The sequence below is a fragment of the Polymorphospora sp. NPDC050346 genome (genome assembly GCF_040655695.1).
Lineage (GTDB): Bacteria > Actinomycetota > Actinomycetes > Mycobacteriales > Micromonosporaceae > Polymorphospora > Polymorphospora lycopeni.
Window position 1 is genome coordinate 67,366 of record NZ_JBFAKM010000039.1, and the last position, 16,856, is coordinate 84,221.

The 16,856-nt window shown below is 72.1% G+C and carries 22 protein-coding genes; 7 read left to right on the forward strand and 15 right to left on the reverse strand.

Translation table 11 applies throughout. The features are described 5' to 3' along the window. Window positions 1-154 precede the first annotated feature (154 nt). Window positions 155-403, forward strand: coding sequence for a hypothetical protein (locus AB0I42_RS30290; protein WP_357542612.1), 249 nt, complete (start codon window positions 155-157; stop codon window positions 401-403). A 31-nt stretch (window positions 404-434) separates the two neighbouring features. On the opposite strand, the gene AB0I42_RS30295 is transcribed toward AB0I42_RS30290, so the two are convergent. Together AB0I42_RS30295 and AB0I42_RS30300 are read right to left on the reverse strand one after the other, a co-directional pair. Continuing rightward, window positions 435-617 (reverse strand): hypothetical protein, encoded by a 183-nt coding sequence (locus AB0I42_RS30295; protein ID WP_357542614.1) that lies wholly within the window; start codon window positions 615-617, stop codon window positions 435-437. Window positions 618-696: 79 nt separating this feature from the next. Then, window positions 697-1,365 (reverse strand): class I SAM-dependent methyltransferase, encoded by a 669-nt coding sequence (locus AB0I42_RS30300; RefSeq protein ID WP_357542616.1) that lies wholly within the window; start codon window positions 1,363-1,365, stop codon window positions 697-699. 257 nt (window positions 1,366-1,622) lie between these two features. Between AB0I42_RS30300 and AB0I42_RS30305 the strand changes: the two genes are divergently transcribed. Next, window positions 1,623-2,195, forward strand: coding sequence for an XRE family transcriptional regulator (locus AB0I42_RS30305; RefSeq protein WP_357542618.1), 573 nt, complete (start codon window positions 1,623-1,625; stop codon window positions 2,193-2,195). A 42-nt stretch (window positions 2,196-2,237) separates the two neighbouring features. Here AB0I42_RS30305 and def read toward each other — a convergent pair whose 3' ends face one another. Next, window positions 2,238-2,786 carry a peptide deformylase gene (gene def, locus AB0I42_RS30310; RefSeq protein WP_357542620.1) on the reverse strand — a complete coding sequence of 183 codons (549 nt, stop codon included), beginning with the start codon at window positions 2,784-2,786 and terminating at the stop codon, window positions 2,238-2,240. Between the two features lie 94 nt (window positions 2,787-2,880). Here def and AB0I42_RS30315 point away from each other — a divergent pair, with 94 nt between their 5' ends. Next, the gene (locus AB0I42_RS30315) at window positions 2,881-4,089 is read left to right on the forward strand and encodes a DUF2786 domain-containing protein (RefSeq protein WP_357542622.1); all 1,209 of its coding nucleotides are present in this window, start codon (window positions 2,881-2,883) and stop codon (window positions 4,087-4,089) included. Between the two features lie 58 nt (window positions 4,090-4,147). Here the strand turns inward: AB0I42_RS30315 and AB0I42_RS30320 are convergent, their stop codons facing one another. The 11 genes from AB0I42_RS30320 to AB0I42_RS30370 form a co-directional block, all read right to left on the reverse strand. Next, complete coding sequence (locus AB0I42_RS30320; RefSeq protein WP_357542624.1) at window positions 4,148-4,651, reverse strand: O-acetyl-ADP-ribose deacetylase; 504 nt, start codon at window positions 4,649-4,651, stop codon at window positions 4,148-4,150. A 45-nt stretch (window positions 4,652-4,696) separates the two neighbouring features. Then, the gene (locus AB0I42_RS30325) at window positions 4,697-5,512 is read right to left on the reverse strand and encodes a class I SAM-dependent methyltransferase (RefSeq protein WP_357542627.1); all 816 of its coding nucleotides are present in this window, start codon (window positions 5,510-5,512) and stop codon (window positions 4,697-4,699) included. A 44-nt stretch (window positions 5,513-5,556) separates the two neighbouring features. Then, on the reverse strand, window positions 5,557-6,294 hold the full coding sequence (locus AB0I42_RS30330; RefSeq protein WP_357542629.1) for an ABC transporter permease: 738 nt from the start codon (window positions 6,292-6,294) through the stop codon (window positions 5,557-5,559). Continuing rightward, entirely contained in the window at window positions 6,284-7,189 is a 906-nt protein-coding gene (locus AB0I42_RS30335) for an ABC transporter ATP-binding protein (RefSeq protein WP_357542631.1), read from the reverse strand. The genes AB0I42_RS30330 and AB0I42_RS30335 overlap by 11 nt, the downstream gene beginning before the upstream one ends. Beyond that, entirely contained in the window at window positions 7,186-7,959 is a 774-nt protein-coding gene (locus AB0I42_RS30340; RefSeq protein WP_357542633.1) for a CPBP family intramembrane glutamic endopeptidase, read from the reverse strand. The genes AB0I42_RS30335 and AB0I42_RS30340 overlap by 4 nt, the downstream gene beginning before the upstream one ends. Beyond that, window positions 7,956-8,630, reverse strand: a complete 675-nt coding sequence (locus AB0I42_RS30345; protein ID WP_357542635.1) for a CPBP family intramembrane glutamic endopeptidase — start codon at window positions 8,628-8,630, stop codon at window positions 7,956-7,958. Before AB0I42_RS30345 ends, AB0I42_RS30340 begins: the two co-directional genes overlap by 4 nt. Then, window positions 8,605-9,966, reverse strand: coding sequence for a YcaO-like family protein (locus tag AB0I42_RS30350; protein WP_357542637.1), 1,362 nt, complete (start codon window positions 9,964-9,966; stop codon window positions 8,605-8,607). The genes AB0I42_RS30345 and AB0I42_RS30350 overlap by 26 nt, the downstream gene beginning before the upstream one ends. Beyond that, a complete protein-coding gene (locus AB0I42_RS30355) occupies window positions 9,963-11,030 on the reverse strand; it encodes a TOMM precursor leader peptide-binding protein (protein ID WP_357542639.1) in 1,068 nt (355 codons plus the stop codon). Before AB0I42_RS30355 ends, AB0I42_RS30350 begins: the two co-directional genes overlap by 4 nt. A 4-nt stretch (window positions 11,031-11,034) precedes the next feature. Beyond that, window positions 11,035-11,970 (reverse strand): SagB family peptide dehydrogenase, encoded by a 936-nt coding sequence (locus AB0I42_RS30360; RefSeq protein WP_357542641.1) that lies wholly within the window; start codon window positions 11,968-11,970, stop codon window positions 11,035-11,037. Window positions 11,971-12,045: 75 nt separating this feature from the next. Then, window positions 12,046-12,171 (reverse strand): hypothetical protein, encoded by a 126-nt coding sequence (locus tag AB0I42_RS30365; RefSeq protein ID WP_281425879.1) that lies wholly within the window; start codon window positions 12,169-12,171, stop codon window positions 12,046-12,048. 62 nt (window positions 12,172-12,233) lie between these two features. After that, entirely contained in the window at window positions 12,234-12,359 is a 126-nt protein-coding gene (locus AB0I42_RS30370; RefSeq protein ID WP_357542643.1) for a hypothetical protein, read from the reverse strand. A 362-nt stretch (window positions 12,360-12,721) separates the two neighbouring features. Here AB0I42_RS30370 and AB0I42_RS30375 point away from each other — a divergent pair, with 362 nt between their 5' ends. The 3 genes from AB0I42_RS30375 to AB0I42_RS30385 all read left to right on the forward strand — a co-directional run bounded on the left by AB0I42_RS30375 (window position 12,722) and on the right by AB0I42_RS30385 (window position 15,026). Continuing rightward, on the forward strand, window positions 12,722-13,207 hold the full coding sequence (locus AB0I42_RS30375) for a GNAT family N-acetyltransferase (RefSeq protein WP_357542645.1): 486 nt from the start codon (window positions 12,722-12,724) through the stop codon (window positions 13,205-13,207). 81 nt (window positions 13,208-13,288) lie between these two features. After that, a complete protein-coding gene (locus tag AB0I42_RS30380; protein ID WP_357542647.1) occupies window positions 13,289-14,185 on the forward strand; it encodes a hypothetical protein in 897 nt (298 codons plus the stop codon). Between the two features lie 10 nt (window positions 14,186-14,195). Next, on the forward strand, window positions 14,196-15,026 hold the full coding sequence (locus tag AB0I42_RS30385) for an MOSC domain-containing protein (protein WP_357542649.1): 831 nt from the start codon (window positions 14,196-14,198) through the stop codon (window positions 15,024-15,026). A gap of 4 nt (window positions 15,027-15,030) precedes the next feature. On the opposite strand, the gene AB0I42_RS30390 is transcribed toward AB0I42_RS30385, so the two are convergent. Further along, the gene (locus AB0I42_RS30390) at window positions 15,031-15,645 is read right to left on the reverse strand and encodes a 50S ribosomal protein L11 methyltransferase (protein WP_357542659.1); all 615 of its coding nucleotides are present in this window, start codon (window positions 15,643-15,645) and stop codon (window positions 15,031-15,033) included. Window positions 15,646-16,314: 669 nt separating this feature from the next. Here AB0I42_RS30390 and AB0I42_RS30395 point away from each other — a divergent pair. After that, window positions 16,315-16,856, forward strand: a 542-nt coding sequence (locus AB0I42_RS30395) for a hypothetical protein (RefSeq protein WP_357542651.1), incomplete at its 3' end; no start/stop codon positions are given.

The window sequence follows — 16,856 nt, forward strand, 5'->3', positions numbered from 1 at the left end:
CGGACCGGGGCGATGCCGCTGCCGCCGGCGATGAGCAGGGCGTTGTCGCGGGTGCGGTGGGCGGCGGTGAAGGTGCCCGCCTTCCATGTCCACAATCGGCATCATGTGATCGACCGGTGGCGCTGCGCATCCGGGCGTCCCTACGATCTACGCCATGAGCGATTGGGTCTGGATCGTCGGCGGTGCCGCGGTGGTTCTGGCCGCCGCGATGGTCACGGTGCTGGCCGTACGCCGGCGCAGGGCCCGCAACGCCGACCCGCTCGCGGCCGCCCGGCGCGCCATCCGGCAGAGTTCGCGCGACCAGCGGCGCCGCGGCGGCCGGACCACGATCCGTGGTCAGGGACAGGGCGGCGACAGCAGTCACACGTCAGCGGTGACAAGCGACTCCGGCGGTGCCGCCTGACGCCGGAGCGACCACCGTCCACTACTTCCGGTCAGCGCCCCCACGCACTCCGGTGCGCCCGCCCGGGCCACCGGACCGCGAGGCAGGCGAGCATGAAAATCGCGTAGGAGATGGCGTACGGAGCCCATCCGTCGCCCCGGAGCAGGACGACCAGCGCCATGACCAGGGCGGTGGTGGTCGCGGTCGCCAGCATCTCCAGCCAGTACGCCCTCATGTCCACGCCCCGATCGCCAGCGACATCGCGGTTTCTACAGGTCATTCTCCCATCGGCCGCCAGGAACCCGAAGCGATTCCTACGCCGGTTTGCGGGCCCTGACCGCGAACGTGGTCGGGCAGGGGGCGCCGCCCTCGTCGAACCGTTCGAGCACCAGCCCGGCGTCGAGGAACGCGTGCAGCAGTTCGGGCAGCGGCCGGTGCATGGCGCCGACCTTGTCGCGTACGCCCTGGTCGGTCCAGGACTCGTGGGTCCAGTACGTGTCCAGGTAGCCGGGCCGGATCACGATCGCGGTGCTGTCGGCGCGGTCGGCGAACCCGCCGCAGAAGCACGGGTGCACTCCGATGTGGACGAACACGCCACCGGGCCGCAGGATCCGGGCCGCCTCGCGTACGACGTCGGGGTAGTCGGGCATGTCGGTGTGCACCATCACCGCGACCGCGGCGGGTACGGCGTCGTCGCGTACCGGGATCCGTCGCGCGTCGGCCCGGGCGATCGGCAACCGGCCCCGGGCGTGGCGCAGCATGCCGGCGGAGAGGTCCACGCCGAGCGGGGTCCAGCCCAGGTCACGGATCTGCCCGGCGTGGGTGCCGGTGCCGCAGCCGATCTCCAGGCACCGGCCGGTGCCTGGACCCAACAGGCCGGCGAGAAGGCGCCGGACGCCGATCGGGTCGGAATCACCCTGCTCGCCCAGGAACTCGGTCTCGTACCAGTCCGCTATCCCGTCGTACGCCGCCAGCCGCACCATGCGATCCTCCCCGGGTTCGCGCGCGGCGGTCCGCCGCGCAGCATCCATTGGCTCCCACGTCGGCCGTTTCCCGCCGACCTGTTCGCGGTCAGCGCAAGCCCTTCCGGCGCCCAAGATCCCGGTGATCAGGGAGCTGGAGCCTGGACGCGCCGACGACACGCGCGACTTGATCCCTGATCATGCAGATCTTGGGGCAGGGGATCTTGGGGCACGAAATCAGGAGGCAAACGGGCTTGCTGTCGTGGCAACCTGGGGTGATGGACGACAACCTGGACAGCGTGCTCGCCGCGGTCGGCCCCCGCCTGCGTACGCTCCGCCGGCAGCGGGAGATCACCCTGGCCAACCTGGCCGCGACGACCGGCATCTCGGTGTCGACCCTGTCCCGGCTGGAATCCGGTCAGCGCCGCCCCACCCTCGAACTGCTCCTGCCGCTCGCCCGGGCGTACGGCGTGCAGATCGACGAACTCGTCGGCGCGCCGCCGACCGGCGACCCCCGGGTCCATCTGCGCCCGGTCACCCGCAACGGGATGACGATGATCCCGCTGACCCGCCGCGCGGGCGGGGTGCAGGCGTACAAGCTGCTCATTCCGGCCCGCCCGGACCCCGACCCGCAGACCCACGAGGGCTACGAGTGGATGTACGTGCTGAACGGCCGGTTGCGGCTGGTCCTCGGCGACAAGGATCTTGTGCTCAGCGAGGGCGAGGCCGCCGAGTTCGACACCCGGGTGCCGCACTGGTTCGGCAGCGCCGAGCCCGGCCCCGTCGAGGTGCTCAGCCTCTTCGGCCGGCAGGGCGAACGCGCACACCTGCGGGCGAAATCGGTCCACTGACCCGCCCGGGCCGTCCCCCGACCAGCCGGACCGCCGTCACCCTCACCGGTCCGGGTCGACCCCGGCACCGACGCCGGGGTGCCCTTCGCTGGCGGCGAGGATCTTCTTGCGCCGCCGGGCCGGCAGCCGGTCGACATACGCAAGGCCGTCGAGGTGGTCGACCTCGTGCTGGAAACAGCGGGCGAGCGTACCGGTGCCGTCGAGGCGGATCGGCGCCCCGTGCCGGTCGAATCCGGTGACCGAGGCGGTCGCGGCCCGGGCCAGGTCGGCCCGCTCCCCCGGTACGGACAGACAGCCCTCGGAGTCGAGCACGAGTTCCCGCTGGTCGGGCAGGTGCAGCACGGGATTGACCACGTGGGCGACGGTGTGGACGCCGGTGGCGTCGGGGCAGTCGACGACGAAGATCCGGGCGTCGACGCCGATCTGGTTGGCCGCCAGGCCCACCCCTTCGGCGGCGTACATGCTGGCGAACATGTCGTCGATCAGCGCCGCGAGGGCGTCGTCGAACTCGGTGACCGGCGCGCAACGCCGGTGCAGGACCGGGGCGCCGTAGCGGGTGATCGGCCTCGGGGTACCGGAACGCGTCTCCACGGTTGCCTATCGTATGCAGTTGCGAGCCAATCGCAGTAGGCGACGTACGCCGGTGGCCGGCGGGGGCCGCCACGGTCGCCGTACCCTGGTCCGGGTGACTACGGTGCGGGACAGGATCGAGGCGGTGGTCCGCGGCGGCGTGGGCTACGAGGCCGGGCTGGACGCGCTGACCGTCGTCCCGGCCGCCGAGGTCGACCCGATACTCGTCGACGTCCTGCACGACGCGTTCACGCGGCTGTGGCGGGGCGGCTGGCAGCCGGTCGAACTGCACCGGGTCGTGGCCCGCAACGGCACCGTGACGCACGCCCACCTGGTGACCGACGCGGTCGCCGCCCAGCTTCGCCGGTTCCCGCGCGAGAGCGTCGACGAGCGGTGGCTGAGCCAGGCCGATGCGCTGGGCGCGCACGTCTGGTGGCGGGACCCCGGCGGCTACCTCGGCGACCTGGCCGGCCGGTGGAAGCTCGACCGGGTGGCCGTACTCGATCTGGTGTTGACCCTGCTCGGAATCCTGGCCGAACTGCCGCCGGTCGAGGTACTGATCCCGCCGCCCGGCACCGCCGCGCGGACCGCCGGCCCGCGCGGCCGGGTCGACCACCGGCTGCTGGACCGGGTACGCGCCCTGCTGGCCAAGGCGGAGTCGACCGCCTATCCGGCCGAGGCGGAGGCGTACACGGCCAAGGCCCAGGAACTGATCGCCCGGCACAGCCTGGACGAGGCGCTGTCGGCGGCGCGGGACGACGCCGCGACGGTGGTGCCGTTCGCGCGGCGGATCGGCGTCGACCACCCGTACGAGAGCGAGAAGGCGTCGCTGCTGGACGCGGTGGCCCGGGCCAACCGCTGCCACCTGGTGTGGTCACCGGAGTTCGGGTTCGCGACCGTCTTCGGCTTCGACGCCGACATCGACGCGGTCGACCTGCTCCACGCGTCGCTGCTGGTGCAGGCGCACCGGGCGATGGCGCGGGCCGAGCCGCCGGGCGGCAAGGCCGGCCGGGCCCGGCTGAAGGCGTTCCGGCAGTCGTTCCTGGTCGCGTTCGCGGTTCGGATCGGCGAGCGGCTGGCCGGTGCCGCGAAGGCGGCGCTGGAGGAGGCGATCCGGCCCACCGGCCCCGTCGCGGAGCCCGGTCCCGTGGCGGCGACCGACCTGCTGCCGGTGCTCGCCGCCCGTGACGAGCAGGTGCGGGAGACGATGGACCGGGTCTTCCCGCGTACGGTCCGGGCCCGGGGCAGCCGGGTCGACAGCCGGGAGGGCTGGGAGTCCGGCCGCGCCGCCGCCGACCGGGCCGACCTCGGCACGGGCGGCTGACCGGCCGCCTGTCCCGGCGAAGTGAACCGCCCGGGGCGGCGGGATTGTCGGGTGGTGCTCAGTCCCGCAGCGCGGCGGCGAGGAGGTCCCGGGTCGCCGCGTCGAAGGCGACCAACCGGACCTGCTCGACCTCGGTGGCGGTTTCCCGGATCGTCGCCACGGCGATCCGGGCCGCCCGGTCCGGTGGGAAGCCGTAGACGCCGGTGGCGATCGCGGGAAAGGCCACGCTGCGGGCGCCGATCTCGTCGGCCACCGCGAGACCGCGCCGGTAGCAGGAGGCCAGCAGCTCCGCCTCGCCGTGGTCGCCGCCCTCCCAGACCGGCCCGACGGTGTGGATGACGTGCCGGATCCGCGGCCCGAGGTCGAACGCGGGCGTGGCGACGGCCTCGCCGGGCAGGCACGGGGCGAGGGCGGCACCGGCCTCGGCGAGCCGGGGCCCGGCCGCCCGGTGGATCGCGCCGTCGACGCCGCCACCGCCGAGCAGCGACTCGTTGGCGGCCGTCACGACCGCGTCCACGTCCTCCTCGGTGATGTCACCGAGCACCACTTCGATCCTGGTCATGGCGCCGATGATGGCACGGTTCCCGCCCGCTCGCGGATGCCGCGTTCATGACGCCGCCTGGCCGGTAGCGGTTCGCGGTGGTGCGGCCGGGCGCAGCAGGACGACGCCGTCGAGGACGCGGCGGCTGGCCGGGACCGGCGGGCCGGGCGGTCGGCCCATCGGCCGCGCGGCCGGACGCCGTACCGGCAGCAGCCGGTAGTCGGCGACCGCCCAGCCGGCCCGCTCGACGGTGTCCATCGACTCCAGACCGTGGAGGGCGAGGCCGGCCCGGGCCCGGCCGGCGACTGCCGCCATTGCCCGCGCCGAGTCGGCCGACACCACGTCGGCCAGCCAGCCGGTCACCGCCGGCAGGCCGCCGAGCGTGGCGGCGAGCCCGGCCAGCTCGGCCGGCGGCAGGTAGACCAGCAGCCCTTCGGTCACCAGGACGGCCGGACCGTCGACGCCCAGCGCCGGCAGCCCGCGTACGTCGCCGGGAATCCGGCGCACCGGGCAGCTCGGTTCCGCCCCGCCGAGCACGGTCGCCTTGCGGGCCAGGATCTCGGGCGCGTCGACCTCGACGTACTCCCGGCAGCCGGAGAGATCCAGCCGGTACGGCCGGGTGCACAGCCCGGCGCCGAGGTTGACCACCGTGGTGCCCGGGTGGCGGCGTACCTCCTCCAGCAGCAGCCCGTCGATAAGCGTGGTCCGGTGCACGACCTCGTCCCGGCCAGCGGCGAGCAGGGCCCGGCCGGCCGTGTCGAGCGCGTCCAGGAACAGTTCGGCGTACGGGTCGGTGAGCCGGGGTGCGGGCTGGCGGGTCTCCTCGGCCCGGCACGCCGCGGCGACGAGGGCGGTCGCCTGGATCTCTCCGGCTACTCCCACCGCGTCATTCCCCTCCCACCCGCGTCATTCCCCTCCTCACCGCGTCACTCCCAGCGGAAGAGCCAGGCCGACACCGCCGCGCAGACGGCCAGCGTGCCGGCGAGCACACCGATGCCCAGGCCGAGGGAGTCGCCGCCCCGGTCGAGCCAGGCCCACTTCAACGCGTCGATGGCGTACGTCAGCGGTAGCGCGTCGGCGATCCGCTGCATCCCGTCGGGCATGATCTCCAGCGGCACGGTGGCCCCGGTCAGGAAGATCATCGGGAAGTAGACGATGTTGGCGATGACGATCGCGGTCTGCTCGCTGGGGGCGAGGGACGCGATGACCATGCCGATGCCGAACATGGCGGCCGCCGCCAGCAGCGCGATCCCGACGAACGCGGCCAGGTGGGCGGGCGGGTTGAGCCCGTACGCGAGCATGCCGACGACGATGAGCAGGACCGTGCCGACGGCGCAGATCGCGGCGTTGATCAGCACCTGGGCGGTCAGGAACTGGCCGGGCCGGGCCGGGGTGGCGCGCAGCCGGCGCAGGAAGCCGCGGGAGCGGTATTCCACCATGCCGAGCGGGAAGCTCATCAGCCCGGCGACCGCGATGACGAGCCCGACGTACGCCGGCACCGAGACGTCGACGGTGCCGAGCCCGTCGAACTGCTCGCTGGGGTCGTTGCCGTAGATGCCGCCGAAGATGGCCAGCACCATGACCGGGAAGGCGAGGCCGAAGAAGAGCGGCGGGAAGTTGCGCAGCATGCGCTTGGTCTCGAAGGCGAGCACGTTAGTGAACATGGGTCTGCTCTTCCGACAGGGTGAGGTAGACGTCTTCCAGCGAGGCGGCCAGCGGCCGGGCGGCGATGCCCCGGTCGGCGAGCACCCCGTCGACACGCTCGCGGGAGCCGGCGTCCTCGGCCCGGACGAGCAGCCGGTTGCCGGCCGGGGTGACGCTGACCCCGGCCAGGGCGGTGAGTTCGGCGCGCAGGGCGGTGTCGGCGGCGACGCCTTCGAGCATCAACCGGTCGCCGCCGCCGGCGTGCTCACGGACCAGTTCGGCCGGCGAGCCCGTCGCGACGAAGCGACCCTTGACCAGGATGCCGACCCGGTCACAGAGGTATTCGATCTCCTCCATGTGATGCGAGGTCAGCAGGATGGTCAGCCCATCGTTGTTGCGCCGCCGCAGCTCCTCCCAGATGACCCGGCGGGCGGCCGGGTCGAGGCCGGTGGTCAGCTCGTCGAGGAAGACCACGTCGGGGCGGCCGAGCAGGGCCAGCGCGAGCGACAGCCGCTGCTGCTGGCCGCCGGAGAGCTTGGCGACCTGCTTCTTGCGGTGGCTGGTCAGACCGAACTGTTCGAGCAGCTCGGGATAGCCGGCCCCGTCCGGATAGAAGCCCGCGAACAGCCGGCACACGTCGTCGACCGACGCCCGGGGCGGGTAGGCGGAGTGCTGCAACTGCACGCCGGCGATGCGGGCCATCCGGTCCCGGTCGACGCGCGGGTCGATGCCGCCGACCCGGATCTCGCCGGCGTCGGGGCGACGCAGCCCTTCGAGGCATTCGAGCAGGGTGGTCTTGCCCGCCCCGTTGGGGCCGATCACCCCGACGATCTCTCCCTTGTCGACGGTCAGGTCGACGCGGTCGACGGCCACCACCTCGCCGTAGCGGACGGTGACACCTCTGGCCTCGATCACCCGGGCCTCCTCATCTGCGGCGGGCCGGCCGGGACGGTGGCCCGCTGGGCGCTGGTGTTGGTGTAGTAACCGGCGAACGAGGCGTGCACGAGCAGGGCCGGCAGCACGCTCGCCTCCACGATGGTCAGCAGCCCGCACACCAGCGACAGCACGATGCTGGACACGGCGAGCACGAAGGCCTGGAGGCGCTGCTCGGTCAGCAGCACCTGGGCGGTGGTGAAGATCAGGCCGCTGACCACGACCGCCAGCCACGCCGGGGCACCGGCGACGAGCAGCCCGGCGAGCAGCACACCACGGAAGACGAACTCCTCCACGGCCGCGCTGACCATCGGCACGCTCCACCGCCAGCGGCGGGGCAGGACCAGGATCTCCTGCACCCAGCGCACCCCGGAGACCGCTCCCGGTACGTCGACGCGGGGCGCGAAGGCGTAGAGCATCGACATGGCGAACGAGGTGAGCGCGCTCGCCCCGACGACCGCGAGCAGGGTACGCCCGATGCCCGCCCAGCTGACGTCCCAGCTCAGTACGCCCACCACGTCGACGTCGCCGAGCCGGGCCAGCACCGCCGCGGCGAGCAGGCCGAGGGCGAGGTAGATGACGGTGCCCAGGATGGGGAAGACGTACTTCGCGGGCAGGTTGGTGCGGGAGGCGACCGCGAGCCGGATCCGCTGACGGCGGCGCGGGTCGGCGAACGGCAGCCGGTAGAGCGCCAGCCAGGCCGCGGTCACGACGACCGACAGCCCGGCGAACAGCCAGACCTGCCCGGTCACGGGCGACTCCAGCGTGGCAGCAGCACGAGCACCACCAGGTTCTGCACGACGTGGGCGATCAGTGGTACGAGCAGACTATGTCCACTCAGGATGAAAAGCGCGCCGAGCCAGAGCCCGGTGAGGGTCTTCTGGGCCACGGTCAGCCAGCCGTAGTAGAGGTGGTTGAGGCCGTACACGAGCGCGGTCAGACCGACCGCGATTGGGCTGAGCAGGCCGAACGGGTCGAGCAGCAGGCCGAGGGCGACGCTGCGGAAGAGGATCTCCTCGGCGACGGCGATCCCGAGGGCGGCCAGCACCCGCAGCGGGCCGAGCCCGACCCGCTCGTGCACCCCGATGCCGCCGACCCGCTGCCGCCGGGCCAGCAGCACCCCGGCACCGAGCAGGTATTCCAGGAACGGGGCGGCCAGCCCGAGGACGACCGCGACGACGTACCAGAGGGGGTTGCCGGTGGTGAGGACGACCAGGCCGGCCGGTGCCACCGCCACCGCGAGGGCGGCGACGGCGAGCAGCGCGACGGCGAAGCCGGCCTCGGGCGGGAACCGGCGGGCGGCGACCGGTACGCCCGGCCGGGCCGGCCCGCCGGCCCCGGTCAGCAGCAGCCGGAACGCCTGACCGGGGAACGCCACACTGACCAGCACCAGCAGGCTAAGGGAGAGGATGGGGGTGCTCATTGGTCACTCCGCCGTAGCTGAGCATCCGTGGATGGGCCTTGGGCGGCATTCCGGGCAGGCACATGCTGAGCAGTTCCGGGATGAGAACCCGGACCACCTTCCAGTTGGTCTCGGCCAGTTCCGGTGGGGTGATGTCGAGGTAGCAGGCCCACTCGCTGACCCCGCCGACCATCTTGATCAGCGCGCTCAGGGTCTCCTCGTGGTCGCCGAGCGCCGGGATCTCGCTGAGCTTCACCGAGGTGCCGGAGAACCGCCCCGCGACGATCTCCCGCTTGCGCCGGGCGTCCTGCGGGCTGGCGTAGAACAGGACGTTGGTGTCCAGGTCGAGGTAGGGCGAGGTGTTGACGGCCGCGTGCACCGAGGTGGTGTCGAAGATGGCCGAGTACATGCCGAGGCCGGTGATCGCGGCGCTCTCCATCGTGCCGCGCAGGACCGCCGAGCGCGGGTCGCCGTCGCCCTGCACGCCGAAGCTGATCAGCGGCAGCGCGTCGGTCTTGCGGTCGAGGAAGACCCCGACGGTTGGCAGCGGCAGCTCTGGCCGGGTCAGGTAGCCGGCCTTGATCCGGTATTCGGAGTCCGGGCCGAGCTTCATGCTGGCCAGCACCCGCAGGACGTCCTCGTCGTCGATGACCACCGACGGCGCGGGGGTCGGCGTGTACCAGTTCAGGATGAACGAGTCGATCTGTACGGCCTCGATCAGCGCGTTGCGCAGCGCCCGGTCGAGGCTGACGTGGGCCGCGGTGCCGGTGGAGAACGACGGGGTGAAGAGCAGGTCGCCGTGCTCCTCGCTGCTGGTGAAGCCGAGGAAGAAGAGCTGGGCCGGGACCCAGACGTCCTCACCGGGGCGGACCAGTGACGGGCAACGTACCCAGGCGATCTTGTCGTCCTCGGTCGGCGGGCGACCGGTGTAGCGGTGCAGCCGCTTGCTCAGTGCCTCCTGCTGCGCCGGGTCGAGAATGCCGAGCAGGTCGAGAGGCATGCAGGCCCCCTCCTGGCTCAGCTCGCGCCGGGTGGCGTAGCGGAACTCCTGGTCGAACATGCGGATGGCGGTCATCGCGCCGTACCGCTCGACGCTCTCCCCCATCAGCTTGATCAGGGCTTCCTCGTTGTAAAGCCCGTATCCGCTGAGGTGGTACTGCACCTGGAGGTGCGGGTCGTTCATGATCGAGCGGTGGTAGTGGGGCATCGTCGCCGTCATCGCCCGCATCTGCGGCTCGCCGGGGATGTCTGCGACCGAGACGAGGAAGCCGGGCATGATGCCGGTCTGGTTGCCGCCCAGGTGCCGGTAGCGCCGCAACAGGTGCGGCATCGGCGGGTAGTGCGTCAGTCCAGTCACCGCAGCACCTCGGCGACGATCCGGTCGACGGCGGCCCGACTGTTGAAGTTGATCTCCTTGAGCCGCTGCCGGGAGACCTTGCCGCACGCCGGGCAGTTCGGCATCCGCAGCAGGTCCTGGGCCTGGATCTCCCAGGTCGGCAGGTGGATGCTCAGCGCCCGGCCGGAGAACCGCGACGAGCCGACGGCGGCGTGCAGGTAGCCCTCGGTCAGCGCCATCACGGTCAGCATGCTCATCATCGGCGCGTCGGTCGGCCGTTCCACCTGCGCGCCCATCGGCGAGCGGGCGAAGTCGTGGTAGGTCACGTGGTCTTCGAGCCGGGCCAGGGCCCGCTGCTCGAAGCATTCGAAACAGCCGGTGTGCGGCGATCTGACGCCGACGACCGAGATGAACGGCCCGTCGATGAACGCGCTGACCCACGGCACGTCGGTGTATTCCAGCAGCCGGTTGAGGTTGCGCAGCAGCGGCAGCGACGGCCGCTGGAAGCAGCTCACCACGGCGGCCGCCGCAGTGACCGCCGGCCTCAGTTCGGCGATGCCGCGCTCGGTGGCCAGGCCGTCGATCCGCGAGGTGAGGTCGGCGGCGCCGAGCCGGTCGAGCAGCTCCCCGTCGGCGACGGTCAGCCGCAGCCGCATGCCCTCGGCGAGTTGCCGGGCCTGGGTGGCGGACGCGCCGCAGTCGGTCAGGAAGAGCACCTCGCCCTCCGGCGCCCCGCCCCCCGTCGGGTACGGCGTGACCAGCCGGCCGAGCAGCGCCGCGGTGACCGCGTCCTGAATCGCCCCCTGGCTCTCGTCGATCAGCATCCCGGCCTGGGCGAGGTCGGCGAAAAGGCGCTCGATGTTGGCCCGCTCGATCGGCAGCAACTCGGGGTCGAGGTGGTCGGCCACCTCGACGGCGCCGGTACGCAGCGCCCGCAGTGCCCCGCGTACGGACCGGGCCACGGCCGGGGACTCGGCGCTCACGTCGACGACGGCTTCCTCGAAGTTCCACACCCCGGTGCGGATCCGCATCCGCCCGGTGCCGTCCTCGATCAGCCGTGCGGTGCTGGCCAGCACATACGACACCGGTCTACTCCCCCTGTCCGACTACGGTGAGGTGGACGACGTGGCGGGTGTGCCCGTCCAGCCCCAGCGCCTGTTCGATGGTCTGCTTGTCGTAGCTGCCCTGGTCGCTGCCGGCCAGCGCGAGCGCGGTCCGGGCCAGGTGCAGGTTCTGCAGGATCGCGCCGACCTCGATGAGCCCGAACACCACGCCGCCGTCGCCGTACTTGCGGGAGTTGTGGTAGAGGTTGTAGGCAAAGGTCAGCACGAATCCGGACTTGTTGACGTCCAGGTCGGGCGAAGACAGGATCGCGTTCGCACTCTCGTCCGCCACCCGGGCCAGCGCGTGCGCGTATGGCTGGTATTCGTAGACCCCGGCGGTCAGTCCGGTCACGTTGAAGACGTGCACGAAGATCGACACCGGGTAGAGGCCGCCCCCGGAGGGCGCGTTGCGTAGCTTGATCACGCCGTGCGGGTCGGCCGGATTGCCGTACGGCAGCTCGCCGGAGTTGCCCTGGCAGTGGAACAGCATCGTCGACAGGTCGGCCAGGCTGACCGGCTTGCCGCTGAACTCGCGGGTGCTGCGGCGCATGGTGACCGTCGCGGTCAGGCCGGTCTTGAGCGTCTTCGGCTTCGGCAGCCCGATCGAGTCGCGCAGATCCTCTTCCAGGTCGGCGTGACACGAGGAAAGGATGGCGTCGGGTTCGTAGAACCGCCCGATGCCCAACTGGAATCCGAGACGCGCGTTGTCGGTGCGGTAGTTCAACAGCAGTTGCTCACCGGCGAAGTCGTCGTCACCCACAGCCCACCGGCCGCGCACCACCACGTCGGGCGGGTTGACGACGGTCGAGGAGGAGTACATGGAGACGATCGTGTGCTGCATGGCGAAGCCGCCGGTCTGGCGAAGGTAGTCGTGGCGCGACAGCGCCTCCTCGACTTCCTCTTTGGTTCTCTCGTACGGCATGTGGGTTTTCTCCGGCCCTTTCCAGGGAAACGGTGGCGTCGCAGGGCGCGCCGCCACCGGATCACACGTGCGGTACTACCAGGAGCAGCAGCTGGAGCAGCAGCAGTTGCCGCCGCCGCAGGTCGTGGAGGCACCGGGGGCGACCGTGACGGTCAGACCGCCGGTCGCGGTGGTCGATACCTGGCCGGAGAAGCTCAGCATGGACGGGGTCTCCCTTCTGGACGGTTACTTGCGGGCACTAGCCGGAGCTGCGGCTTCCGGGACTACCAGGAGCAGCAGCTCGTGCAGCAGCAGTTGCCGCCGCCGCACGTCGTGGAGGCACCGGGGGCGACCGTGACGGTCAGACCGCCGGTCGCGGTGGTCGATACCTGGCCGGAGAAGCTCAGCATGAGCGCACACCTTCCCTCGCGGGCACGGACGCCCGGACAACCCAAACGCTCATCGGCGTCGATTGAGAGCTGACCGTAACAGAGCCCTGTTCACGAAAAAAGATCGAATGTTACGAGTGTCAACATGCTCGGTGAACATCGTTACCGCCACCATCGCCACCAGTCGGTCTAGATCGGACAAACGACCCAACGGCCGAAATCCGCAGCCCAGCCGGCCCGCCGACAGGAAAGCTTTCATCGTTGACCGATCTGCATATGTAATGGAATCGATAGCTGGATCTTGGGATCTCTCGTATGCGGCGGCCGTTCGGGACGCCAAACCCGATCGCGGTCCGGGCGACGGCGAGACTACCCTCGGCCGCGTGCTGATCAGGGAGTTCGTCGAAGCCGACTGGGCGCAGGTGGGGCCGATCGTAGACGAGGTCGTCCGCGCCGCGGACACCTTCACCTACGACCCGGCGATGACCGCCGAGCAGGCGTACCGGATCTGGGTCGAGGCCCCGCCCGGTCGGACGGTCGTGGCGGTCGACGGCGACCGGGTGCTGGGCACCGCGAAGATGGGCACCAACCGGCCCGGACCGGGCTCGCACGTGGCGACCGCGAGTTTCATGGTCGCCGCCGGGGCGCGCGGCCGGGGCGTGGGCGGCGCGCTGTGCCGGTACGCGCTGGACTGGGCCCGCGACCGGGGCTACGCCGGGATGCAGTTCAACGCGGTGGCCGAGTCGAACCACCGGGCGGTCGAGCTCTACCGCCGGCACGGGTTCGAGGTGGTCGGCACGGTTCCGGGCGCCTTCGCCCACCCGCGCCTCGGCCGGGTCGGCCTGCACGTCATGTACTGCCAGTTCTGAGCCGCATGTACTGCCAGTTCTGAGCCGCCCGGCCCGCCGCAGACGGGCCGGGCGGGTGCGACCCCAAGATACGATCTTGGAATGCCGAAGCTCAGCGGCCGCGTCACCGTCGACGCCGTCGACCCGCGCCCCTACCTGGCGGCGCTGCCCGCCCTGCTGACCGGCTGGCGGGCCCTGCGTTTCGACGACGGCGTGGCGATCCATCCACGCACCGGGGAGCCGCACGCCGGGCTCGCGGTGGTGCGGGGTTCGCATCCGTACCCCGGCACCGTCTACCGGCTGCTCGTGCCCGAGGAACAGACCGGCCAGCCCGGTCACGACCTGGGCACGGCCGTGAAGTACCGGCCGGTCCGGCTGGAGTTGCTCGCCGACGAGCACCACCGGGCCGCGTTCGCCGTACGCGACGAGGCCGGCGCCGCCGACGTACGGGTGACGGTCGAACGGCCGGACCGGCCCGGGCCGGTCGAGGTCGTGGCCGAGGTACGCGACCCGTCCGGCGGCAACCGGTTCACCCGTGGGGCGGCCCTGGTCCGGGTCCGGCTGGCGACCGACCGGCTGCCGCCGCACGGTGGACAGGAGCCGCAGTTGGTGGCCACCGTCGAGCATCCGCGCGGACGCGGCCGGGCCGAACTGGGCGTCACCGGCGGCCGATCGTGGACTGTCGCCGGTTCGGTCACCGCCGGTGGCCGGGGGCTGATGCGGCCGGCCGTGGGTCTGCTGTGGGTGTTCCTGCGCCGACCGGCCCGCCGCCGGCTCGACGCGTTCCTCGCCGCGCTGCCCGGACAGGTGGCCGAGGCGCACCGCGAGTCGGTGGCCCGTTGGGGGCCGCACCCCGACCCGGAACAGATCGCCACCGACCTGCTCGCCGGAGTGCTCGACGACTTGCCGACCGTGGTGCCGGCCGGGGCCGGGCGCGCCGGTCCGGTGGACCCGGCGGCCGGCTCCGCCGTCCCGGACCGGACCCCACCGATCGGCTAGCGTCGGCCGGGTGACCCTCTCCCACGGCGGCGGGCGGCTCGTGTCGCTGCACCGCTATCCCCTCAAGTCCGGTGCCGGCGAAGCACTGTCCGATGTGGCTGTCGATCGGGACGGGCTCGCCGGTGACCGGGTCTGGGCCTGCGTCGACGCCGACGACGTCCTGGCCAGCGCCAAGAAGCCGGGCCGCTTCGGGCGGCTGCTCGACGTCACCGCCCGCGACACCGGCACCGACGGGCTGACCGTCACGGTGCCCGGTGCCGCCCCGGCGTCCACAAGCGACGGTACGGCCGACGCCGCCCTGTCGACCTGGCTCGCCACTCCGGTACGGCTGACCCGTACCGCCCCGGCCGGCGGCCGGGTGCACCGGTGGTGGCCCGACGAACCCGGGCTGATCCCGGAGTGGATGGCCGACGCCCGGCCCGGCACCGACACCACCACCCCGGTCGGCCTCGAACCCGGCGGGCGGTTCTTCGACTTCGGCCCGGTCCACCTGGTCACCACCGGGGCGCTCGCGGCGCTCGCCGGGCAGCACGGCGCACCGGTGGCCGCCGCCCGGTTCCGCCCCAACCTCGTGCTGTCGCTCGACCACGATCCGGAACCGGGACAGCGGCTGCGAATCGGCCCGGACCTGGTCCTCTCGGTGCTGGTGCCGACGCCACGCTGTGTCGTACCGTCGCTCGCCCAGCCGGGCGGCGTGCCGGCCGACCCCGGACTGCTGCGCACCCTCGCCCGGCACCACCGCATGCCGGTCGCGTCGAACGGCCGGGCCACCTGTTTCGGCCGGTACGCGTCGGTCGTTGAACTGGGTGCCATACGCGTCGGCGACCCGGTCCGGTCCTGACCGGTCAGGACCGCGACAGCCGCAGGACGTACGTCCGGGCCAGCTCGGCGTCGGCGAACGCGGCCTCGGTCGGCGCCGGATAGCTCGCGACCACCTCCAGGCTCTCCCACGGCAGGGTGCCGCGCCCCGGGTCACCGACGAGCACCCGGCCGCCGCGCGCCACGACCCGGTCGAGGAACGGCAGCATGCGGTCGGCCATCGACGGGTCGTAGAAGACGTCACCGGCGAGCACCAGGTCGGCGCCGTCTCCGTCGGTGTCGAGCACGTCGCGTCCGCTCACGTCGACGGCGACCCCGTTGGCCGCCGCGTTGAGGGCGATCACGGCGATCGCGTACGGGTCGATGTCGGTCGCCGTCACCGCGCTCGCCCCGGCCAGGGCCGCCGCGATGGCGACCAGACCGGACCCCGAGGCCAGATCGAGTACGCGGCACCCGGCGGCCGTCTCCGGATGATCCAGCACATACCTCGCGACGGCCTGGCCACCCGCCCAGGCCGAGGCCCAGTACGGCGCCGCCAGGCTCCGGCCCGCCTCGGCCTCCATCCTGGCCCACCACACGATGGCGTCCTCGGCCAGGTGCAGCCGGATCTCGGGTACGAGCGGCACCTCGACGAGGTGCAACGCGTCGAGCCCGTCGGGGCGGCCGCGTCGCTCGGTGACCTTGTGTTCGAGGTCGGTACGGGGGTTTCCGGGCGGGGTGGTCACCTATCCAGGATGCCGGCACCGGGGACATGACGCGCGCCGATTCGCACGCAATCTGCTGCCGGAAGGATCGGGGCACCGCCGCCGGGTCGCGACGAAAGTGTTGATCTGGGCGTCAGGGACCTTATACGTCGCGGATAAGGTCCCTGACGCCCAGATCGACAAGGTAGCCCGGTGATACCCGGGCCCGAGCCCGGCATCCGCATCCGGACATCTGGGCATTGTCCGGCATATGGTGACGCCTGTTGGCCGGCTGCCGGGTGGAATGGCCGACGGGTCGGGGGCGTTGTGCATGACCGCGGCCGAGGTGGCAGCACCCCGCCGGCCATCCGACGCCCCGGCTGGAAGTGCGGGCCGGAATGGCCCGGGTCGCCGGTGCGTTACACCCGGTCCGGACGTGCCTGGAAGTGCGGGCCGGAATGGCCCGGGCCGGCGGTGCGTTACACCCGGTCCGGACGTGAGCAGCACCCCCGCCGCGTCGCGTCCGCCACAGTTTTGCCCCGCGTGAGAGGCATGCGTGAGGGCGGCAGCCCGAACACCCCCCGTTCGGTTGCCACCATCCCCCTCGAACAAAGGACACCCCCGATCATGACTGTCTTCGCCACGTACACCCGCAAGGCCCTGCTCGCCACCGCCGGCATCGCCATGGCCGCCGGTCTGGCCGGCCCGACCAGCGCCGCCCTGGCCGCCGACCCCACCCCCACCGCCGTGCAGGCCGTTACGGTCGCGCAGGCCGTGGCAGAGCAGGCGGACAAGCCGACCACCGAACAGCTGATGCCGAACGGCGTCCCGGGCAACCAGTCGAGCTTCACCCCGAACGACGAGCAGCTCGACAACGCCCGCAAGATCATCGACGCGGGTAAGGACATGAACCTGCCGCCGCGCGCCTGGACGATCGCGATCGCGACCGCGTTGCAGGAGTCGAAGCTGGAGAACCTCGGCCACCTCGGCGACCGTAACGACCACGACTCGCAGGGCCTGTTCCAGCAGCGCCCGTCCAGCGGCTGGGGCAGCGTGGAACAGATCACCGACCCGGACTACTCCGCCAAGGCGTTCTACAAGGGCCTCACGCAGGTCGACGGCTGGGAAGACATGCCCCTGACCGTCGCCGCCCAGACCGTACAGGTCTC